Source organism: Bacteroides pyogenes (genome assembly GCF_014196225.1).
GTDB lineage: Bacteria > Bacteroidota > Bacteroidia > Bacteroidales > Bacteroidaceae > Bacteroides > Bacteroides pyogenes_A.
Map to the genome: position 1 here is coordinate 192,821 of NZ_JACIDI010000006.1, position 20,427 is coordinate 213,247.

General features: G+C 43.5%; 16 protein-coding genes, 1 tRNA gene, 1 pseudogene and 1 riboswitch. Of the genes and pseudogenes, 7 read left to right on the plus strand and 11 right to left on the minus strand.

The features are described from left to right. Nucleotides 1-69 precede the first annotated feature (69 nt). Nucleotides 70-1,038, plus strand: coding sequence for a M23 family metallopeptidase (locus GGR07_RS06150; protein WP_034543280.1), 969 nt, complete (start codon nt 70-72; stop codon nt 1,036-1,038). 22 nt (nt 1,039-1,060) lie between these two features. After that, nucleotides 1,061-1,402, plus strand: a complete 342-nt coding sequence (locus tag GGR07_RS06155) for a MerR family transcriptional regulator (protein ID WP_034543301.1) — start codon at nt 1,061-1,063, stop codon at nt 1,400-1,402. A 12-nt stretch (nt 1,403-1,414) separates the two neighbouring features. On the opposite strand, the gene GGR07_RS06160 is transcribed toward GGR07_RS06155, so the two are convergent. From GGR07_RS06160 to GGR07_RS06180, 5 genes are all read right to left on the minus strand, one after another. Continuing rightward, nucleotides 1,415-3,655: a RelA/SpoT family protein gene (locus GGR07_RS06160; protein WP_122056512.1), complete on the minus strand. Its 2,241-nt coding sequence runs from the start codon at nt 3,653-3,655 to the stop codon at nt 1,415-1,417. A gap of 72 nt (nt 3,656-3,727) precedes the next feature. After that, the gene (locus GGR07_RS06165) at nt 3,728-5,020 is read right to left on the minus strand and encodes a lytic transglycosylase domain-containing protein (RefSeq protein ID WP_021647079.1); all 1,293 of its coding nucleotides are present in this window, start codon (nt 5,018-5,020) and stop codon (nt 3,728-3,730) included. A 95-nt stretch (nt 5,021-5,115) separates the two neighbouring features. Next, complete coding sequence (locus tag GGR07_RS06170; RefSeq protein ID WP_021647080.1) at nt 5,116-6,003, minus strand: DUF5683 domain-containing protein; 888 nt, start codon at nt 6,001-6,003, stop codon at nt 5,116-5,118. Then, a complete protein-coding gene (locus GGR07_RS06175; RefSeq protein ID WP_021647081.1) occupies nt 6,000-6,893 on the minus strand; it encodes a ParB/RepB/Spo0J family partition protein in 894 nt (297 codons plus the stop codon). The genes GGR07_RS06170 and GGR07_RS06175 overlap by 4 nt, the downstream gene beginning before the upstream one ends. Nucleotides 6,894-6,905: 12 nt before the next feature. Further along, nucleotides 6,906-7,673, minus strand: coding sequence for a ParA family protein (locus GGR07_RS06180; protein WP_021647082.1), 768 nt, complete (start codon nt 7,671-7,673; stop codon nt 6,906-6,908). 548 nt (nt 7,674-8,221) lie between these two features. On the opposite strand from GGR07_RS06180, the gene surE reads away from it, so the two are divergent. The 3 genes from surE to GGR07_RS06195 all read left to right on the plus strand — a co-directional run bounded on the left by surE (nt 8,222) and on the right by GGR07_RS06195 (nt 10,993). Continuing rightward, on the plus strand, nt 8,222-9,001 hold the full coding sequence (gene surE / locus GGR07_RS06185) for a 5'/3'-nucleotidase SurE (RefSeq protein WP_039973001.1): 780 nt from the start codon (nt 8,222-8,224) through the stop codon (nt 8,999-9,001). Then, nucleotides 9,001-10,137 carry a lipid-A-disaccharide synthase gene (gene lpxB / locus GGR07_RS06190; RefSeq protein WP_021647085.1) on the plus strand — a complete coding sequence of 379 codons (1,137 nt, stop codon included), beginning with the start codon at nt 9,001-9,003 and terminating at the stop codon, nt 10,135-10,137. The genes surE and lpxB overlap by 1 nt, the downstream gene beginning before the upstream one ends. Nucleotides 10,138-10,240: 103 nt before the next feature. Next, complete coding sequence (locus GGR07_RS06195; RefSeq protein WP_039973002.1) at nt 10,241-10,993, plus strand: NigD1/NigD2 family lipoprotein; 753 nt, start codon at nt 10,241-10,243, stop codon at nt 10,991-10,993. 329 nt (nt 10,994-11,322) lie between these two features. On the opposite strand, the gene GGR07_RS06200 is transcribed toward GGR07_RS06195, so the two are convergent. The 3 genes from GGR07_RS06200 to rsfS are packed head-to-tail and all read right to left on the minus strand — an operon-like array spanning nt 11,323 to nt 14,593. Further along, on the minus strand, nt 11,323-12,162 hold the full coding sequence (locus GGR07_RS06200; protein WP_034543283.1) for a phosphatidate cytidylyltransferase: 840 nt from the start codon (nt 12,160-12,162) through the stop codon (nt 11,323-11,325). A 19-nt stretch (nt 12,163-12,181) separates the two neighbouring features. Continuing rightward, nucleotides 12,182-14,224: an ATP-dependent zinc metalloprotease FtsH gene (gene ftsH, locus GGR07_RS06205; protein WP_458693054.1), complete on the minus strand. Its 2,043-nt coding sequence runs from the start codon at nt 14,222-14,224 to the stop codon at nt 12,182-12,184. A 9-nt stretch (nt 14,225-14,233) separates the two neighbouring features. Next, entirely contained in the window at nt 14,234-14,593 is a 360-nt protein-coding gene (rsfS, locus tag GGR07_RS06210; protein WP_021647090.1) for a ribosome silencing factor, read from the minus strand. Between the two features lie 259 nt (nt 14,594-14,852). Here rsfS and GGR07_RS06215 point away from each other — a divergent pair. Next, a tRNA-Gln gene (locus tag GGR07_RS06215) sits at nt 14,853-14,926 on the plus strand. Nucleotides 14,927-14,980: 54 nt separating this feature from the next. Here GGR07_RS06215 and GGR07_RS06220 read toward each other — a convergent pair. From GGR07_RS06220 to GGR07_RS06230, 3 genes are all read right to left on the minus strand, one after another. Further along, on the minus strand, nt 14,981-16,666 hold the full coding sequence (locus GGR07_RS06220; RefSeq protein ID WP_122056513.1) for a putative transporter: 1,686 nt from the start codon (nt 16,664-16,666) through the stop codon (nt 14,981-14,983). 166 nt (nt 16,667-16,832) lie between these two features. After that, a riboswitch (cobalamin riboswitch) is annotated at nt 16,833-17,042 on the minus strand. A gap of 444 nt (nt 17,043-17,486) precedes the next feature. Continuing rightward, on the minus strand, nt 17,487-17,873 hold the full coding sequence (locus GGR07_RS06225; RefSeq protein ID WP_172545179.1) for a DUF4209 domain-containing protein: 387 nt from the start codon (nt 17,871-17,873) through the stop codon (nt 17,487-17,489). Nucleotides 17,874-18,009: 136 nt separating this feature from the next. Continuing rightward, the gene (locus GGR07_RS06230) at nt 18,010-19,248 is read right to left on the minus strand and encodes a hypothetical protein (protein ID WP_034543286.1); all 1,239 of its coding nucleotides are present in this window, start codon (nt 19,246-19,248) and stop codon (nt 18,010-18,012) included. A 41-nt stretch (nt 19,249-19,289) separates the two neighbouring features. Between GGR07_RS06230 and GGR07_RS06235 the strand changes: the two are divergent. Beyond that, nucleotides 19,290-20,098 (plus strand): annotated as a pseudogene (locus GGR07_RS06235) (transposase family protein). Nucleotides 20,099-20,427: the final 329 nt, after the last annotated feature.

A 20,427-nucleotide genomic window follows, 5' to 3' on the forward strand; every position in this document is an offset into this window, starting at 1 on the left:
AAAAACGATGCAAAGATAGCTTGTTTTTATTACTTTTGTCGTATTAACGAGTGAAATATTTCCAAAAAGATGCGCAAAGTTTACTACATCTATAACCCACGAACACAGACTTATGACCGGATCTATCCCACTGTAAGACAGCGGGGGCTCAGTATTCTGCGCAGGCTTTTTGTGGGCATGGGGCTGGGAGCGGGTAGCTTTCTTCTCCTTCTGCTGCTGTTCGGTTCTCCTTCGGAGAAGGAGCTGCGGATAGAGAACAGCCGACTTCTGGCACAGTACAATGTGCTTTCGCGTCGATTGGACGATGCGGAGGAAGTACTCCGCGACATTCAACAACGCGACGATAACCTCTACCGCGTCATAATGCAGGCCGATCCGATAGCTCCCGCCATCCGGCAGGCAGGATATGGCGGTACGAACCGTTATGAAGAGCTGATGGATATGGCTAATGCCGGACTGGTGGTCAACACCACTCAGAAGCTGGATGTGCTTTCCAAGCAACTCTACATTCAATCCAAATCTTTCGATGATGTGGTAGAAATGTGTAAAAACCACGGTGAGATGCTGAAATGTATGCCTGCCATTCAGCCTATTTCGAATAAGGATCTTCGCCAGACAGCCTCCGGATACGGTACTCGGATCGACCCTATTTATGGAACGGCGAAATTCCATTCTGGCATGGACTTCTCCGCTTCTCCCGGAACGGACGTGTATGCAACCGGCAACGGAACGGTGGTGAAGATGGGATGGGAGACCGGATACGGAAATACCATTGTGATAGATCATGGCTTCGGATATCAGACGTGGTATGCACATTTGAGTGATTTTCGCACCAAGCTGGGTAAGAAGGTGGTACGGGGAGAAGTGATAGGAGGGGTAGGGAGTACGGGCAAGAGTACTGGTCCTCATCTGCATTACGAGGTGCATGTCAAGGGACAGGTAGTGAATCCGATCAACTATTACTTCATGGATTTGAGCGCGGAAGATTATGACAGGATGATTCAGCTTGCCGCCAATCATGGAAAAGTGTTCGATTAATTATAAGGAAAGCAAGAGGGATATGCTAAATACGGATAAAGACTTGAAACTGTACTATTCCATCGCTGAAGTGGCTCAAATGTTCGGTGTGAATCAATCGCTACTTCGTTTTTGGGAAAAGGAGTTTCCTCAGATTTCTCCCAAAACGGCAGGAAGAGGGGTAAGGCAGTACCGGAAAGAAGACGTGGAGACGATTGGCCTTATTTACCATCTGGTGAAAGAAAAAGGGATGACGCTTACCGGCGCCCGCCGTAAACTGAAAGAGAACAAAGAGGGTACTGTGCGCAATTACGAAATAATCTCCCGCCTGAGAGCTATTAAAGAAGAGCTTTTGGCTATAAAAAAGGAGCTGGACGGAAGATGAATCCTACTTTGTTTATTCTTCTATCCGGCTGGCTTGTTTGATGTTCTGAATCTTTCGCAGGTTGTTGCAAACCGCGCGCACATCTTCCGCATCATGTACCCATAGCTGTATCTTACCTTCGAAGATACCGTCGTTAGTTTCGATGTTCAGCTTACGCATATTCACGTTCATCTGTTTGGAAATTACTTGGGTGATATCGTTCAGAAGCCCTACGCTGTCTATTCCTTTGATATATATGTACACTAAGAATGAAAGCTCTTTGTGAGTATCCCATTCGGTTGCCAGTATACGGTTTCCATAGCTGCTTTTCAACTTTGCCGCCACCGGGCATTGGCGTTTGTGAATGATAATGCGGTTTTTCTCGTCGATATATCCCAGTACGTCGTCACCGGGGATAGGATGACAACATTCGGCCATGATGTATGTCTTCTGAAGGCTTTCTTCTGTCAATTTCAGTATTTGCTTCAGGTTGATTTTTTCTATTTCGGTTGTTTTTTTCTCTTCCGGCTTCTCTTTGCTATTTCCAAAAGAGAAAGTAAGATACTTTTTCCAACTGCTTGATTGCTTTTCCTTCAGCTCATTTCTGTCTGCTTCTCCCAGTACAATGTTTTCACTCCCGATTGCTGCAAGCAATTCTTCTGAGTCTTTGCATCTGTGTAATCTGCATAATTTCTCGATTACACTGTCTTCAAGGCGGATTTCTTCTTTTTGCAAGAACTCATTCAGTAATTTTTCTCCTTTCTTCTGGTTGGCTTTTTGCTCTTTCCGAAGAATAGCGGCTATTTTCGTGCGGGCGCGGGCTGTAGTGGCAAACAGTTCCCATTGAGGCTGTACCCGTTGCGATTTGGATGTAAGTATTTCTACTTGATCGCCGCTTTGCAGCTTATGGCTGATCGGTACTAATTTATGATTGACTTTGGCTCCAATGCAATGGCTTCCGATATCGGTATGCAACGAAAATGCGAAATCGAGAGCGGTGGAGTTTTGAGGCATGGTTTTCAGTTCACCTTTCGGGGTAAATACAAATATCTCCGAAGCAAACAGATTGAGCTTGATCGTATCCAAAAAGTCGATAGCATCCGGCTGCGGGTCGTCCAATATTTCTTTGACCGTTTTGAGCCATTTCTCCAATTCTCCTTCGTCTTCGCTGCCTCCTCCTTCTTTGTACTTCCAATGAGCGGCAAAGCCTTGTTCGGCTACGTCATTCATTCGTTCGCTGCGAATCTGCACTTCGATCCATTGCCCGTTATTTCCCATAAGGGTGACGTGCAGGGCTTGGTATCCGTTGGCTTTGGGATGGCTTACCCAATCGCGCAACCGATCGGGGTGCGGCTTGTATATTTTGGAGATGGTTACATAAATGTCGAAGCAATCGTTCAGTTCTTCTTCCTGATTGCGCGGTTCGAAAATGATGCGAACAGCAAGCAGGTCGTATATCTCTTCGAAAGGAATATGCTTGGTTTGCATCTTGTTCCAGATGGAATAGATAGATTTGACGCGTGCCATTAGTCGGTATTTCAGTCCCATCTTATCCAGTTGCATACGGATAGGGGTTGTGAACTCGTTGAATACTTTGTCACGTTCTGCAGCCGTAGCATTCAGTTTTTTCTCTATTTCAGCATATTCTTCAGGATGTTCGTATTTGAAGCTAAGATTCTCAAGTTCCGTTTTTATTTTATATAATCCCAACCTGTTGGCTAAGGGAGCGTAGATATAGAGCGTCTCGCCGGCTATTTTGTATTGCTTGTTTGGTAACATGGATCCCAAAGTTCGCATATTATGCAAACGATCGGCTATTTTAATGAGGATTACCCGAATGTCGCTCGACATGGTCAGCAACAGTTTTTTGAAGTTCTCGGCTTGTGCCGAAGCATGGTCTCCGAAAATACCGCCTGATATCTTGGTCAGTCCGTCTACAATCCGGGCGATTTTGGTTCCAAAGATATTTTCGATATCTTCTACGGTGTAATCTGTGTCTTCTACAACATCGTGCAACAGAGCTGCACAGATAGATGTCGAACCCAATCCGATCTCATTGCATACAATTTTCGCAACTGCTATCGGATGCAGTATATAAGGTTCACCGGAGCGCCGTTTGATACCTTTATGCGCCTGATTGGCGAAGTTGAACGCTTTGGTGATGATTTCAATTCTTTTACGGTGTTTTGTGCCGAGATAATCGTTCAGCAGTTTTTGAAACTCCTGTTCGATCATCTCTTCGTCGGTCATTTCTTTGGGGAGTAAGTTATCCATAGTTGTTTTTCCTTCACTTGCTTAGCTTTGCAAAAATAGCCAAAATACCGAATGATGCAAGCAAAAAGCTTTTTATTTATATATTTTGAGACGCTTTCCTGCTGAGATCTGAGTTTTTGATATTCCGTTCCATTGTTGGAGATCTTTCACACGAACGCCGTATTTATTTGCGATGGAAGACAGTGTGTCCCCTTTCCTGATTTTATAGTATGTTACATTGCCGCTTCCGCGTTTTTTTGCCGTTCTACGTGTACTCGGAGCGTCGTCTTTCATCTCGATTACCTTTCGGTTGGGAAAGAGCTCTTCCGAACGGTGCGCGTAAATCGTATCTTGTCTGTCGATAAAAGAGCTGATAGCATGAATTGGGAGCCGTAGCGTATACGGTTTATAGCTGCCGGGGACAATTTGCTTTTTGTATTGCGGATTCAAACTTCTGATTTCGTCCAGCGGAACATTGCAGAGCTCTGCAATTTGCTTGAAATGCAGGTTCTTGTTTATTTGGACAGTATCCGTATCTGCCGGAATATTGGTTTCCATCGGGCAGATATTATGATCGCAATAATACGTCATTACATAGTTGGCGGCAATGAAAGCAGGCACATATCCTCTGGTTTCCCGAGGCAGCAGATTGTATATTTTCCAATAATCGGTTTCACCTCCGGCGCGTCGGATAGCTTTATTAATGGTTCCGGGACCGCAGTTGTAGGCAGCGATAACCAAGTTCCAATCACCGTAAATGGCATGCATCTCTTTTAAATAGCGGGCTGCCGCCCAAGTCGCTTTTATCGGGTCGCGGCGTTCGTCTACCAAGCTGTTGGATTCAAGTCCGTAGATTTTTCCTGTACCTATCATGAACTGCCACAGCCCTGAAGCACCTGCCCGTGATACTGCGGAAGGGTTGAGCGCCGACTCGATAATCGGGAGATATTTGAGTTCCAAAGGAAGTCCGTAAGCATCGAGCGCTTCTTCGAAAATGGGCATATAGAAATTACATGCGCTCAACATAAAGGCCACTTGGTTGCGAAGTCGTCCGGCATAGAGGTCGATAAACTTGCGAACAATCTCGTTGTAAGGCATTTCCATGATGGCGGGAATGCGTGACAAGCGGTCGATGTAAACCGAGTCGGTAAAGAACGGATTAACTTCGGCGGTGTTGCAATCTTTTCTTAAGTCGATGTAGTTTTTGGCTTTCCAGTCGGTTAGCAAGCTGTCGAGCGGGTAAGTCATGCTTTTAGGGAGATCGATATTCTCTCTGCGTACCGTTCCATTTTCACGGATGACAACATCCACGCTTTGAGCTTCCGCCCGAAAAGTTACTGTCAGGAAAAGAAATATGACTGGGAAATACATTATAAGTTTCTTCATTCTTCAATAATTGGTTGAGTCGTTTTTTACTAAGTTTGTTTTTTAATTTTGGAGACCGGTTGCGCAAGTCAAACTATTTTTAATTAGGTTTTATTTTAGAATCGCAATACACATTGCATTCCCACCGTTTTTCGTCCCGAATGAAATTGGTCGTTGAGAATCGCAGGTTCCAAACGCATGCTCAAATCGGGAGTTATGTCGAAATTCGACAGCTCTGCATCTACATAAGCATCGATGATAGAAATGACGTACACTCCGATGAATGCGAAGATGCTGAGATCTCTGTATCGTCGGAACATGTCTTTTCTGCGCTTAAGCGTGTTGGTGAGCTGCTCTACGTTGTAGGAAGCATTGGGAGGAAGAAGATCCTCATAGCTTTTGGTATTTGGGTTTTTGTCCATAATATCCAGATAAGCTTGCGAATAATCTTTATACATTTTGCTGTTCCAACTGAGAGCGTAGGCACATCCTGCAAAACCTCCGTATATGATAGGGAGCTTCCAATACTTACGGTTATAGATTTGTCCTCCGCCCGGGAAGACAACAGCCAGCCATGTGGCTTTCCCGGGATTCGGTATAAACATCTTCTTGTTGATGCCGGATATAGCGGAGAGGCTGTCTGTCAGCATAACAGTTACGGGTTGTTCTATCTTTTTCAATCCCTTCCGGTTGATGGCCTCCAGACTATCGGCTATTTGAGCTTTGGCTATCGAGGTGGTGTCGAACGATATGGAATCGAGCACTATCGGTTTTGTCGGTCTGAGTACTTTTATTGCGCTGTCGTTTATCAGCGAATCTTTTTCTGCAACTGGCGAACGATGCCTGCGGGCACGGGCTTTGGGGAATTCCCTGCGCAGTATTGTGCTGTCTTTTTGTGCGGGAACTACGGGAACCTGTGCGTTCGCACCACTCCCTGTTAGCTGTAATGTACAGAGAAACAGTGAGATGATAAGCGGTTGATATATTTTCTCGTATCTGTTCATTTATGTTTTAGCGTATCGAAGATTTCCATGATACGTTCGAGTTCTTCTTCGTTAGCAAAAGGAATGCTGATTTTCCCTTTTCCTTTGTCGGAACAGGTGAGTTGTACCTTGGTATTGAAAAAGCCCGAAAGCTGTTGTTTCAGAAGGTTGAACCCTTCGGGCAACTTGCCCCGCTTCGGCGTGATTTTGCGTGTCCCGCTTTTTACGGTTTCCCCTTCACTGAGTGATTTAACGATTTCTTCTACCTTGCGTACGGAATATCCGCGGGTTTGTATCTCTTCAAATAGCTGTACCTGGAGCTTCGGATCACCCAGTGAAAGCAAAGCTCGGGCATGTCCCATGTCTATCAGCTTATTTTGTAGTGCCATTTGTATGGGAGCTGGCAATTTAAGCAGGCGAAGGTAATTAGCTATTGTGGTGCGGTTCTTGCCGACGCGTTCGCTCAATCTTTCCTGAGTAAGTTCGTATTGTTCCAGCAGATGCTGGTAGGCAAGTGCGATTTCTACGGCATTCAGGTCCTCGCGCTGGATATTTTCGATCAGCGCCATTTCCATCATGTTCTCATCGTCGGCTGTGCGGATGTATGCGGGAATCGTTTTCAGGTCGGCTTTTTGTGAAGCACGGAAGCGGCGCTCGCCGGCGATGATCTGATATTTGTCTTCTGAGAGTTTGCGCAAGGTTATCGGCTGTATAATGCCGATTTCTTTGATGGAGTCCGCCAACTCTTGCAATGCGGCGGAGTCGAATTCCCGGCGGGGTTGGTTGGGATTGACGATGATTTTTGCCAGCTCTATCTCGTTGATGGAAGAAGAACCTTCGGTCTTTACCTCGTCGATAGAGAGCAATGCGTCCAGTCCGCGCCCCAATGCATTTCTTCTTTGTGCTGTCATTTCTTCTTCAATTTATTGTTTGTTCCTGTTGATTAGTTCTTTGGCAAGCGCCAGGTGGTTTTTGGCACCGGTGGAGTCTGCATCGTAAAGGATAGTAGGGATTCCGTAGCTGGGAGCTTCGCTAAGTTTCACGTTCCGTTGGATCACAGTGTTGAATACCAGTTCTTGAAAGTGTCTTTTCACCTCGTCGTAGATTTGGTTGGCTTGACGCAACCGCGAGTCGTACATTGTGAGCAGAAAACCTTCTATCTCGAGTGCCGGATTTAATTTCGATTTGATAATCTTGATAGTATTCAGCAGTTTGCTGATTCCTTCCAGTGCGAAATACTCGGCCTGTACGGGAATAATCACAGAATCGGCTGCTGTCAGGGCATTGATGGTGATCAGACCCAGAGAAGGCGAACAATCGAGCAGAATGAAATCATACTCCTCTTTCAACGGAGTAAGCATCTCTTTCAGTATCTTTTCCCGGTTTGCCAGATTGAGCATTTCAATTTCCGCTCCTACGAGATTGATATGTGAGGAGATGACTTTCAAAGATTCGATTTCGGTATCGTGAATGGCGTCTTTTACGTCGGCTCTATCTATGAGGCATTCGTAGATGGTACATTTCGACTGCTTGATGTCAACCCCCAATCCGGAAGATGCATTTGCCTGCGGGTCGGCGTCTACTACGAGTACTTTTTTTTCAAGGGTTGCAAGCGAGGCTGCAAGATTGATGGTAGTCGTTGTTTTGCCTACACCCCCTTTTTGATTGGCCAAAGCTATAATTTTTCCCATATTTTATCATTTTATTGATGGCGAAATAAGCGATAAATCTTCAGAGTGCCTACGAAAAAATAGAAACTTTGTATTTTTTGTTGATAAGTCACCTGTTTTGTTAATAACTGCTTTCTTTACAGCAACAGTGAAACTACAGTGAATCTATCTTTTAACTTTTTCCAAGCTTGCAAATATATATATATTTATTGGATTTCTATTGCTTTTTTTCTACTCGCTTGCCGAACATTGAGATTTCATAGAGCGGCCTCTCTTGCTAAAGGGAAACAGCTGTCTTTCTAAGCCCGTTTTCAAGCAAACGCATTTTCAGGAAAGTTTCTTTTCTGCCGATTTCCCCAAACAAGAGTGAATCCGGTAACTATATATGGTATGGATTTTATTAGATGGGTACGAATAAATCAATGTTCGGGCGATAGCTATACCCCCGCGGATAGTTGGCTTCAGGTAGGGGACAAGTCTCCTTTTGTGTGATAACCCGCTATTCGGTTGGCAATGCAAGTTCTTTTTCTTACTTTTGTCCGACACATATTAAAGACAGGATGGAAGATATGGAAAAAAAAAGACCGTTGATACTGATTTCCAATGACGATGGTATCATGGCAAAAGGGTTGAACGAATTGATCCGTTTTTTGCGCCCTCTGGGTGAAATAGTGGTAATGGCGCCCGACAGGCCCCGGTCAGGCAATTCAACTGCTGTCACGTCGACAAGACCGGTGCATTATTCTTTGGTGCGAAAGGACGTAGGGCTGTCGATATATAAATGTTCGGGCACTCCTACCGATTGCGTGAAATTGGCGAAGCATCTGGTACTCGACCGTGATCCGGACTTAATTGTGGGCGGAATAAACCATGGAGACAACTCTGCGACCAATGTACATTATTCGGGTACGATGGGCGTGGTTATCGAAGGCTGCCTGAACGGTATTCCATCCATAGGCTTTTCTTTGTGCAGTCATGATGTTGATGCCGACTTCGATGCCACCGCACCTTATGTTCGCAAAATTGCGGAAATAGTATTGGAGAAAGGACTTCCTCCTTTGACTTGCTTGAATGTGAATTTTCCCGATACTTCTGATATTAAAGGATTGAAAGTATGCGAACAATCGAAAGGAAGATGGATACACGAGTGGGAGCCTTGCCCGCGAAGAAACGACGCGAACTATTTCTGGTTGACCGGAGAGTTTGACGACCATGACCCGGAGAATGAGAAAAACGACCATTGGGCGCTGGCCAATGGTTACGCTGCCATTACTCCTACTACGGTAGACCTTACGGCATACGGGTTTATGGATGAATTACGCGGATATTGCCGCCAAGCGGGAATCTGATGAAGTACTATTTGATTGTTGGTGAAGCCTCAGGCGATTTGCACGCATCTCATCTGATGACAGCTTTGAAAAACGTAGACCGTGAAGCGGAATTCCGCTTTTTCGGAGGTGATTTGATGGCAGCCGAAGGCGGTACGATGGTAAAGCATTATAAAGAAATGGCATACATGGGATTCATTCCCGTGTTGCTTCATCTGCCGGCTATCTTTGCAAACATGAAACAGTGCAAGGAGGACATTGTAGCTTGGCAGCCCGATGTTGTGATTCTGGTCGATTATCCGGGTTTCAATCTCAATATCGCCAAGTTTGTTCGTGCCAAAACCCGGATTCCGGTTTATTATTATATCTCTCCGAAAATATGGGCTTGGAAGGAGTACCGCATTAAGAACATCAAGCGCGATGTGGACGAGCTTTTTTCCATCCTCCCTTTCGAAGAGGAATTCTTTCGGGAGAAGCATCAATATCCCATTCATTATGTAGGAAACCCGACGGTCGATGAAGTGTCCGCTTACCGGCGTGAGAACCCGAAGGATATGAATGCTTTCATCTCTGAGAACGGACTGGACGAGAAACCTGTGATCGCTTTGCTGGCGGGAAGCCGTAAGCAGGAGATTAAAGATAATCTTCCGGATATGTTGAAAGCTGCGTCCGCTTTCCCCGATTATCAGGTGGTTTTGGCTGGAGCACCGGGCATATCGCCGGAATATTATGCCCGATACATTGGTGAAGCGAAAGTGAAAGTCGTGTTCGGGCAAACCTACCGGCTGCTCCATCATGCCGAGGCGGCCCTCGTTACTTCGGGAACCGCTACATTGGAAGCCGCTTTGTTCCGTGTTCCCCAAGCGGTTTGCTATCATACCCCCATCGGCAAGGTCGCTTCATTCTTGCGCGAGCGTATCCTGAAAGTAAAGTTTATTTCGTTGGTCAACCTCATCGCCGGACACGAAGTTGTCAAAGAGCTTGTAGCCGATAGCATGACTGTGGAAAATATGCGGAATGAGCTTCATCTTCTTCTGAGAGATACTGCGTATAGAGAGTGTATGCTTGCCGGGTACGAATACATGTCTCGGAAGTTGGGACCTCCCGGGGCGCCTCAAAATGCAGCTCGTGTCATGTCGGACTTGCTGAAAAAGTAACTTCTTTTTTTGAATAATATATTAGCCGGTGCAGTAAATGACCGGCTTTTTTATTTATAAAGCAGAAGAGTATAAGGAGACTATAAAAGAAAGGAGTATAGATATGAAAAGGATGAAATTTATTTTGGGAATGTTACTGCTTGCATTAACACCGGTATGGCAGTCGTGCGATAATGATGATGGTTATTCTTTGGGGGATATCGGTTCCGACTGGGGCACGGTGAAAACCACCGGCGGCGGAGGCTATTATCTGGAGGGAGACAGTTGGGGAACTATTTATCCGGTAGCTACTTCCATACCATGGTATAGACCGGTGGATGGGCAACGTGTAATCTCTTTCTTTAATCCGCTGAGCGATATGAAAGATAAAAAAGGAGTTCAAGTGAAGATGGAAGGAATTTATGAACTTCTTACTAAACGGGTTGAAGAGTTGACCGAAGAAAACGAAAGCTTTTTCGGCAATGATCCGATTGCTATTGTCAAAGGTGGTATGTGGCTTGGAGGCAAGCACTTGAATCTTGTCTTCATTCAAGATTTACCGCGTGCAAAGAAGCATCGTATCAGCCTTGTGCAGGATAAAAAAGCGGCCGAGATTTCAGAAAGCGGGTACATCTATTTGCAATTGCGTTACAACACTTATAAGGATGTGACAAACCTTAAAGGACAGGGAAGGGTGTCTTTCAATCTGAAGGATTTTTATCCTGAAGAGGAATCAGCAGATCAGAAACTGAAAGGATTTAAAGTACTCGTTAACTTGAAGACAGCTGGGAAAAAGGAAATAGTTCTTGACATTAAGCATGAGGCGGAGATACCTAAGGAAGGCAAAGAAGAACATAATACTTCGATGTTGGAGTAGGCTGTCTGGATTTAATACCACGGCAGAATCCATAGGCTTTCACATTTCTGCATAATAAAGTGAGGTAGTGCAAAATAAGATATGTCAACAAGTACATGAAGGTTACAGTTTAACTTACAGTTTTCTATAACGATAAAAGGCGGTGTCCGAAAAGTTTGTGTTTGATGTTTTCACCTCGTCACGGATGGACTTCGACGAGAGGAAAGTTTATTTCCAAACATCTTTCGGACATCTTTTTTTAATTGCTATTATAAATGAAAACTTAAGATGAGTTTAAAGCCGCTCCGGCGCATTATCATCTTTTTTATTTGCATCTCAAAAAGCAATGTTTACGACCAAGTCAATGTATAGAAATATACGACTGCCGCCGGTATGGCCATTAGTGCACTGTCGAATCGGTCGAGCATTCCGCCATGTCCCGGAAGAATTGTGCCGGAATCTTTGATCTGGAGCTGGCGTTTGAGCAACGATTCTGTTAAGTCGCCCCACGTGCCGAATACAACAACGATAAGAGCCAATCCTACCCATTCCAAAGTCGAAATAATAGGGAAGAAATGAGCCAGAGCAAAAGAGGATGCTATTGCGAATAATCCTCCGCCTATCGATCCTTCCCACGACTTTTTCGGCGAGATGCGTTCGAATAGTCTGTGCCTTCCGATAAGCGATCCCACGCAATATGCGCCGGTATCGCTCAGCCAAAGAAAGATAAAAACGGAAAGAGGTAAAATTGGGTTATAACTCACCGTATCGTATTCCGCATCGTTGTGGAATGCCAATACATTCAGTAGAGCGAAAGGCAAACCGATATAAAGCTGGCTGAACATTGCGTACGCCCAATTGAGTACCGGATTCTTTTTTTTCAGATACAACTCGCTAATCATTATATACAGCAACAAGAGCATATAAGGAATAAAAATCTTAGAATCGGCCGCATTGATGCAGAACCCCATTACTGCCAGAAAAAGATAAGCTCCTCCCAACATGGCAATGGTTTTATTCATGCTTACTTCCCCCGTCCGGTTAATGATTTGTCCGAACTCATAGATACTTAGTGAGCTGATTGCTACGAAAAGTATTCCGAAGCTGATCGGCGCGTAAAGAATCGATCCGACCAGAATGGTTACAAAAAGTATTCCGGTAGTAGCCCGTTTGATGAAATTGTTGTTCAAAACTTTATGTTTTTTAGAATTATTGTGGTTCAGTTGTCCTCTCTTCTTCAGAGCTCTCTTCTTTTTTATCTTGCAACTCTTTCTCTTTCAGTTGTTCTGCCAGCTTCCTTTCTGCTTTGGCAGTTTCCTGACTGGCTTTTGCTGCCATGATTTCTTCAGAGCGCGAAGCCCATGGGCGTTTACCGAATATGCGTTCCACATCTTCTGCAAAAATAACTTCCTTATCGATCAATATTTGAGTAAGCTCATTATGCCCTTCTTTATGTTCGGAAAGAATTTTCTTGGCTCTTTCGTACTGCTCGTTAACCATTCTCTTGACTTCTTCGTCAATGAGTTCTGCAGTTTTTTCACTGTAAGGACGATTGAAAGAATACTCCTCATTGGTATAGTAACATAAGTTAGGCAATCGCTCGCTCATACCGAGGTAGGCAATCATGCCGTACGCTTGTTTGGTTACTCGCTCCAAGTCGTTCATTGCGCCTGTCGATATCCGTCCGATAAACAAGTCTTCGGCAGCACGTCCTCCCAAAGTGGCGCACATTTCGTCGAGCATCTGTTCTTTCGTTGTGATCTGGCGTTCTTCCGGCAGATACCAAGCTGCACCTAATGCACGTCCCCGGGGAACAATCGTCACCTTAATCAAGGGATTGGCATATTCGAGCAACCAGGAAATCGTGGCGTGCCCGGCTTCGTGTAAGGCAATGGAACGCCGTTCCGCTTCGGTCGTTATTTTGGTTTTCTTCTCCAGACCGCCGATAATACGGTCTACTGCATCCAGAAAATCCTGTTTGCCTACGAATTTCTTTCCATGGCGCGCAGCAATCAAAGCCGCTTCGTTGCAGACGTTGGCAATGTCGGCACCCGAGAATCCCGGTGTTTGGCGTGCCAGCAAGTCCACATCCACGGTGTCGTCTATCTTGATAGGGCGTAAATGTACTCCGAATACTTCTTTACGCTCATTCAGGTCAGGCAAGTCCACATGTATTTGCCGGTCGAACCGGCCTGCACGGAGCAATGCCTTGTCCAAAACATCCACACGGTTGGTTGCAGCAAGGATAATGACGCCTGTATTGGAGCCGAAACCATCCATTTCCGTGAGCAACTGATTCAGTGTGTTTTCGCGTTCGTCGTTTCCTCCCATTGCCGGGTTTTTGCCGCGTGCGCGTCCTACGGCGTCGATTTCGTCGATAAACACAATACAGGGAGCTTTTTCTTTGGCCTGTTTGAACAAGTCGCGCACACGCGAAGCACCCACACCTACGAACATTTCTACAAAGTCCGATCCTGCGAGAGAGAAGAACGGCACATTCGCTTCGCCTGCCACAGCTTTGGCAAGCAAAGTCTTTCCTGTTCCCGGAGGGCCTACCAGTAAAGCTCCTTTGGGAATTTTACCTCCCAGTTCGGTATACTTTTGAGGTTCTTTCAAAAACTCTACGATTTCTTCCACCTCTTGTTTCGCTTCTGCCAGTCCTGCCACATCTTTAAATGTGACTTTTATAGAGCCTCCTTTTTCAAAGAGTTGCGCTTTCGATTTGCCGACGTTGAACACTCCGCCGGGACCACCGCTCCCTCCTCCGCTCATGCGGCGCATGAAGAATACCCATAAGGCGATGAGCAGAACCAGCGGAAGTATCTGTACAAGGATGGCAGGGAATATATCCGACTTGGGTAAATATTCCGATGAGCCGTCGAAATGTCCGGCTTCTTTTTCTGCTTGCAGGAAGTCCTCCAGCTTGTCGGTCGACGGCGCTCTACTCGTAATCATCGGATTGCGGCCCACTCTGTTCGAGTCGTTGCCGAATACGGCACCTACTGCGCTTGGTTTGATGTATGCCTCGATTGATTTGTCTTCGTAGCCCAATACCTTGCTGACGTATCCGTTGGATATGTATTTTTGCAGCTCGCTGTACGAAACGTATTTGCTGCCGGCATTTCCGGAGTTGCTTCCCCACCATAATGCCAAAAGCATCAGGGCGATGATCATATACATCCAGTTCAAGTTGAACTTGGGTACGTTTACTTTATTGCCGGGTCTCTTTTTATTATTCGTATTATTGTCCATAGTGGTACTTTAATCTATATTGGGTATTGTAGTGAGTTTGGCATCTGCCCAAAGGTTTTCGAGGTTGTAAAAGGCTCTTGTTTCCGGAAGAAAGACATGTACCAGCACATCTGCATAGTCCATGGCTACCCATTCGGCATTCCGTAGCCCGTCGATGGTGAAAGGCTTGATTTTTGCTCCTTTTCGGGCAAACTCTTTAATCGAGTCTACAATTGCGTCCACTTGATTGGGAGAACTCCCTTCACAAATGATGAAGTAATTGCAAATGGTGTCTTCTATATGGCTTAGGTCGGCTATAACGATGTTTTTACCTCTCTTTTCTTGAATTCCTTCTTTTATTTTTTCAATTAAAACTTGGGTTTCGTTCATTCTTTCAATTTGAAATTAGTGATTATGTATGTGTTATAACAAATAATGCTTATCCTTTGTTTCTGTTTGAGAAACGTATATTGGCGGCAAATATACGGTGATTTATTGGATACAAGAAAGTTATCTTCCGATTTTTGTGTTTTTTAGTGATGTGGTTTTATATCTATCAGGGTCTTCGCTATGATTTTTAGAAAAAAAAGTACTGAAAGAGGTTGATTTTACAAAATATTTGTATCTTTGCACCCGCAAACCTGATTATTGGGCTATGGTGTAATGGTAACACTACAGATTCTGGTCCTGTCATTCCTGGTTCGAGTCCAGGTAGCCCAACCACAAAAAACGCGGAGATTCCCCGAAATCTCCGCGTTTTTTGTGGTTGCTTTTTCTCTAAGCCAACGACAGGATGAGCATTTGCGCTGTCAACACCCGCAGGAACATGGTAAGCGGATAGACAGTGGCATAACCCACCGCAGGGGCATCGGTGGAAGTAAGATCGTTCGAATAGGAAAGAGCGGGTGGATCGGTGGTGGCTCCGGAGAGTACGCCGATTAATGTAAAATAGTTCAGCTTGAAGTAGTATCTTCCCACCAGCCCTGCAATCAGCAACGGCAAGATGGTAATGATGACTCCATATCCTATCCATGTGTATCCTCCTTCATATATGATGGTTTCCACGAATCCCTTTCCTGCTCCCAATCCTACGCAAGCGAGGAAAATGGAAATACCGATTTCACGCAACATGAGGTTGGCACTCATGGTAGTATAGGTGATCATTTTATATTTCGGTCCGAAACGGCTGATCAGGATCGATACGATGAGCGGTCCGCCTGCCAATCCGAGTTTTAAAGGCTGCGGAATGCCGGGGAATGTAAACGGAATACTTCCGAGGATACATCCCAAAGCGATACCTATGAATATAGGAATCAGGTTCGGATGATTCAGGCGTTTCAGAGAGTTGCCGAGCACTTTTTCCGTATGGCTCACGGCAAGTTCAGTCCCGACGATAGTGACGCGGTCGCCCATTTGCAACTGTAATTGAGGAGTGGCCACCAAGTCTACTCCCGACCGATTGACCCGGGTGATGCTGGCGCCGAAGTTATTACGTATCTTCAGTTGCGACAGTGTTTTGCCGTTCAGTTCCGGTTTGGTGATCAGGATGCGGCGGGAAATCAATTCTTTATTCAATTGTTCCCATTCCATGGAAATCTCTTTTCCGAAGAAGACGGTGATTGCTTCAATGTCGGCAGGAGTAGAGATAACCAGTATCTTATCTCCAACGTGCAGTGTCGTATCCGAGTTGACAAGCCCTGTTTCTCCTCCCTCACGATGTTTGATGCGTGAGATGACGAACTTCCGGTTCAATAAAGGATGCAGCTCTTTTACGCTGAGTCCCTCTACCGCTTCATTGCGTATTTCGATGGAAGTAGGGCGTACGGTTAACTCTTGCAGTTGACCCGAACCTCGTTCCGCATCTTTCTCCTCTTTGCCGGTGTTTATGCGGAGAAGATATTTTAGTGCGATGAGCGATAGAATTATGCCCACTACGCCCAGCGGATAACTTACGGCATATCCCAACGCGATCTCCGGTGCGTCTATCCCGCTCAGGTCGCTATAAGCTTGTTGGGCTGCTCCCAGACCGGGGGTATTGGTTACGGCCCCCGACAAGATTCCCACCATGGTAGTGATGGGTAGGCCGGTTATAAGGTGCAGGGCAACCGTAATACCCACTCCCAGCACAACGACTATAATGGCAAGCAAGTTGAGCGTTAAGCCGCCCTTTTTGAAGGCTGAGAAGAAACCGGGACCGACTTGCAGACCGATGGAGTAAACAAAAAGAATCAGTCCGAACTCTTTCATGAAGTGGAGGAGATGCTCGTCCAGATTCATATTGAGGTGTCCGAAAAGGATACCGACAAACAATATCCAAGTGGCTCCCAGAGAGACCCCCCATATTTTGATTTTTCCTAACATGATGCCGAACGCAATCACAAGCGATAAGATTAAAACGGAGTGGGCTACTCCGCCACCCCATAAGTTGGGGTACCCTTCGAATAAATGTCTAAGAACTTCCATTGTGCTTTTTCACTTTTTAAGTCACACATTGATATATAATGTCGCGACACCGTAATATAATACACATGCTTGCCGGCAATTGTTCATGCCAGTCGTGCAGGTCTGATTCGCATTGCCGCAGACGATTCTTTACTTTGGTCGTTTCCCTATCCCACGAGTGAAAACAGCCTTTGAGTATGAAATGGCAGGTCTTCTGACTGACTCCCTTCCCGATGCCTTCCCGGCAGCGTTTCTATAATCTGCCAGTGGCTAAAAGTCCTTATCGGAAAGTTGGCTGGAGCTTCACAGCAGCGGGACTGTCCGGGATTTTCACCCGATTCCCTTTTAATCCGGACAATCGATACGACTGTCCGAAACCAATTCGCTTGCAAAGGTAATGCAAAATAATAGATAAAGCAACAGCTTTGGGCTGCAATTGGTTTTATAAGTTCCTTTTAAGCAGGCTTAATGATTTTTCTATTATGGGGCTAGTTCGGCAAACTATAATCATTTGTATGATTTGTGCGATGGAGGTATATTGTTTGGAGCAGTGTTAGATTACCTGAATGAATAGCTTTGTTTAGACTTCCTAATTCATCAAAATCGGCATTTGATTTGACTTTACGTTCGGATCTTTGCGAAATAAGGAAGTTAGGACTTTTATGTCCTACTTCATTTTGCAACTTCAAAGATGAGCTTCTCAATGAAGCAAAAGTAATATTATACTTGGATAAAAAATGAAACTATCTCTGTTTGTATTTGATAGTGCCTGATTTGTAGAGGTTTCAGAATTCACTAACTTTTAACGGAGAGCAAAATAAATACGATAGGCTAAACAAGGTCATATTTTGATACCCTGCTCTCTCAAATTCTGCTTCTGAAAGTACATTGTAGCTTTGCTTAATCGTAATACAGATAGGAATACCAACATAGCCTTGCCTGCCGTATAATCAACTGGCATAAGAAGACCGTGAGCAACATTGTTTCTAATGTTCATTCCTTCTTTAATAAAGGTGTGTTTAAATAGAAATAGGTCATCATCATTAAAGATATCTTTTATTTTTTCCTCTTGTAGAATCTTTTCCAATGTTTTTAATTGTGAGGTGCCATTATCAAAGACTTCTGTAATGGGAATTCCTAGCTTTTGAGCTATCATACGAATGATGGATTCAAATTTTGGAGTCAAAAAGTCTATACAAAAACGCCAATCAACTTCTTTCTCATTCATATAGTTTTCACATTGAATTAGAAATTCATCTAATCCCCGATTTAAAATGGAATACATTGTTATTTGCTCTTGTTTCCCATTACGATTAAAAATCAGAGGAACATCAAAACCTGCAGTTTCTAATACCTTTTTCAGTTCAATAGGATTTATTTTTTTCTTTCTTCATAGCATTGTATATTAATAGTATTATGTAATTAAAAGAATAGTGTGAGAATATTCGATGGAATAGTTGATGTATGGCATTTTGTTCATGTGTAGTTTCTGTTTTGTTTCCCCATGCATCTATATTTACAGCTCCCATCATAGTTGTATAGTAAAAACCTTTTAATGATTTTTCTGCTTTTTCCTTAATTACTTCATATTGAGGAAGAAGAATATCAATGTTATGAAAACACAATGAGGCTATAATATTAATTGGAGTTTCTTCCATTTTCTTTTTGATTAGTTCGTTGATTTTGTCATATCCCTGCTTCATGTTGGCAATAGGAATCCTAATCGGTATGTGTATATACCGATGGTGTATCTTATTCGCTTCATAAGCTCTTTTTGTTCGGCTTAATTTTTCTTTATTCTTTGCATCTTTATAGAGTTTTATGATCTTCTCGTACACTATTTCGTTCATATGAGATATAGCAATATTTTTATCATAAGGTTGAATCTCATCCCATTTCAAGTCTCCTAATAATTCGGAAGCAGTAGCTAAATTTAACGTGTCTTTTGTCTTTTTACTAAATGCGATGGCATATTCCAATAGGTTTTTAGAGATATTTTTGTCTGCTTCTTTATTGTACAAGTCAATGCATAGTGATGGAATTTTTTTAAGTTCATTTGCAGTAAATAACTTCTTAGAATCGAGAATTATTTGTAAAATGAACAACTTAAGATTAGAGGATGCTATCGAAGTGTCGAACAGAACAAACATTATATGTCTTTTAATATTTACAAGGCCATTCTTCTTGTATTTTTGGTAAAGGCTTATTACTTTTTCTAGAATATCAAAATATTCTAGAATATGAAATTTCTCATCATAAGTAGAGAGATAATAGTTTAAAACCTCCATATACGCTTCTATTGCAATAGTTGCGTATTGATTGTTGTGGCTCATAACCAATAAAGCCTCATTATATTTTGCTACCAAATGGCGGTTTAGTACATTATCAGCTCTGTTTTTACAATACTCTATCAAAGTATCTTTATCTTTTATTGTTGCCTCTGGATAAACATTTGAAAAAGTATAATTAAGTAGAAAACGCTCTTTACATATAATCTGGTCTAACGCTTCGTTGATATTTAAATATTGGGAAAAATATGAGAACACGTCAATTTCTGTTGTATAATCTTTCTCTAGGTTCTTATATAAATCATTTGGTATCATAATACGTATTATTAACCTGTTGGCGGAATTAGATTGGAAAAATGGTGACAAATGAAAGGTTATACATGTTATTGATATTTAGTAGTTTAATGGATTCAAAACTATTAAATTCAAATCGTCACATGCACAACTTACATACAATATTCGTCAAATTTTTCGATATATGCAAGAAATTCTCAGAAGAATTAGCCAATGAGCACATGGCAATATACCACGCATCGGTGTTGTTCCTCGGACCTTGAAGTGGTGGCGTTAAGTCTAACAGCTGCGGTATTGAGCATAGATAGTGAAAGTTATTTGTTTGCCAAGTTGAAAGAGTATGCTTCCAAACTGCCCAACCTTATCTTACGCAGGGAATTCAACGATTGCAGAAAAAAGCTATCACGGCTATGTGAAGAGATTCGTAAGCTTCTGGCTATATATATCAATGGTGGAGATGACAAGTTTTGCATCGACTCAAAACCAATCGAAGTGTGTCGTCAGAGGTAAGCAATGTAAGATGAAGAGAGATTTCAAGACTTCGCCGGACTTCGGCTATTGTGCCTCACAGGGCGCTTATTACTATGGTTATAAGTTGCATGCTGAAACCGCGAACATACATCTGGAAGTACCCTTATAGGCTGAATCAGAAAGATTGAAAACCTCAGTTCGGACCATTTGCAAAAACCAGAAAACGCATTGAAACAACATTCTCTCAACTATGCGACCAATTTATGCTGATAAGTATGCTAAACAAACAGAAGGGATATTTACCAGAGTGATCGGCAAAATCTGTGCATTCACCTTTCTGCAATATATCAATTACATTAACAATAAACCGATTGGTCGGGTTAAATATGCACTGGGTTAATTCCGCCAACGGGTTATGTATTATTATCTAAGCATTTCTCTTTAAAAAACTATTCGTCTTTCGTCTGCGTTTTATTCGTCTGCCGAACGGGAGACGAATAAAACGCAGACGAAAGACGAATGCGACACGTTCGGCAGACGAATAAATCGTTTAAGAAAAGAGGCTCTTCTCCGCAGCTTTTCCCCTTAATTTTTTATGTTTTCCCAAAAAGATTCCGTATGTTTGTTTCGTAACTAGTCGTCCCTTAAAAACCTCATACTCATCTGATTTGCAGTTTATTATAATGCGAATTATTTGCTTATATCTGCAAGATTTCGTACCTTTACAGT